We start from the raw sequence: 1704 nt of genomic DNA, 5'->3' as shown, positions 1-1704 counted from the left end.
CAGCTACGTGCTCAGCTTCGTCTACGTCGGCATCTACTGGAACAACCACCACCACATGTTCCACGCGGTGCACCACGTGAACGGCGCGACCCTGTGGGCGAACCTGCACCTGCTGTTCTGGCTGTCGCTGGTGCCTTTCGTGACGGGGTGGATGGACGAGACGCATTTCGCGCCGCTGCAGGTCGCGGCGTATGGATCGGTGCTGCTGCTTGCCGCGTGCGCCTACACCATCCTCGCCAAAGTGCTGGTCGCCGGGCACGGCAGGGATTCTCTTGTCGCGAAGGCGCTGGGGTCGGATTTCAAGGGAAAAGTCTCGCTCGCCATCTATGTCATCGCGGTCCCGCTCGCCTTGTGGCAGCCGTGGGCCGCGGCGACGCTGTACGCCGCGGTGGCCGCGATCTGGCTGGTCCCGGACCGGCGCTTCGAGAAGCTGCTGGAGGAGAAACGCAGGGAGCCATCTTGACCCGGGCGGCGCCGGAGTCCCGCACCGCGTTCCGGGGTGTAAGATTCGCCGGCATGAGCGATCTGTACGACTTTTCGGCGACGACCCTCGGCGGGGGAAGCAAGAGCCTCGCGGACTACCGCGGCAAGGTAGTGCTGGTGGTGAATACCGCGAGCGAATGCGGGTTCACGCCGCAGTACGAGGGCCTGGAAGCGCTCAACCGGAAATACCGGGGCCGGGGCCTGGAGGTGCTGGGCTTTCCCTGCAACCAGTTCGGCGCCCAGATCCTGCGTGTCCTGCTGCGCGACGTGCTGGGGTTTTGCTCACTTTCAGAAACGACCCAGGAGCTTTCGCACCTGGCGGACGCGATTCTGGATGTGAGCTACAAGCGCATCCGCGAGGAATTCATCGAGCGCCACGGCGTGCCCCGTTATCTCGACGCGCAGGGGCAATCGCAAGAGTGCGGCATGTCGGTGATCGCGCTCGGCAAGCTGGGCGGCAACGAGCTCAACTACAGTTCCGACATCGACCTGATGTTCGTTTACGAGGCGAACGGCGAGACCGACGGCGAGAACCGCATCTCCAACAAAGAGTTTTATAAGAAAGTCGCCAACCAGCTCACCGAGCTTCTCTCCACCTACACTGCCGAGGGCCTGTGTTATCGCGTGGATTTGCGCTTGCGGCCGGACGGGAGCCTGGGCGAGATCTGCATTTCGCTGGACGGCGCCAAGAGCTATTATCAGACGCGCGCGCGCGACTGGGAACTGCAGATGCTGATCAAGGCGCGGGTGGCGGCGGGCGATCCCGAGGCCGGCCGCGAGCTATTGCGCAGCGTGGAGCTGCAGATTTATTCGACCACGCTCGATTTTTCAGCGGTGGAGGCGGTGTCGGTTACGCGCGAGCGCATCAGCGAGAAGCTGAACCGCCGCAGGCTTCACAAGGATGCTTTCGACATCAAGCTGGCGCCGGGCGGAATCCGAGACATCGAGTTTCTGGTGCAGTGTCTGCAGCGCTTGCATGGCGGCCAGGTCCCCTGGGTGCGGCACGGCGGGACGGTGCTGGCGCTGGCGCGCTTGAGCGACAAAGATCTGCTTTCCGCGGCCGAGTACGCGCGGCTGGTTTCCGCTTACCGTTTTCTCCGCAATCTGGAACATCGGCTGCAATTCAACGAGGACCGCCAGACGCATCGCATGCCGACGGCGCCGCACGAGTTGGACATTCTGGCGCGGAAAATGCCGGTGGCGCAGCTTGGCAGCGCGCCC

2 protein-coding genes are annotated in these 1704 nt (G+C 63.9%); both read left to right on the top strand.

Annotation, left to right across the window (positions count from 1 at the left end):
* On the top strand, window positions 1–463 hold a 463-nt coding region (locus VJR90_01115; protein ID HKV96076.1), incomplete at its 5' end, for a TMEM175 family protein.
* 53 nt (window positions 464–516) lie between these two features.
* On the top strand, window positions 517–1704 hold a 1188-nt coding region (locus VJR90_01110; GenBank protein HKV96075.1), incomplete at its 3' end, for a hypothetical protein.

The sequence above is a fragment of the Gammaproteobacteria bacterium genome (assembly GCA_035279405.1).
In the GTDB taxonomy this organism is placed as follows: domain Bacteria; phylum Pseudomonadota; class Gammaproteobacteria; order Natronospirales; family REEB76; genus REEB76.
The sequence above is the reverse complement of the archived record's forward strand: the minus strand, read 5'-3'. Positions and strand labels throughout refer to the sequence as shown.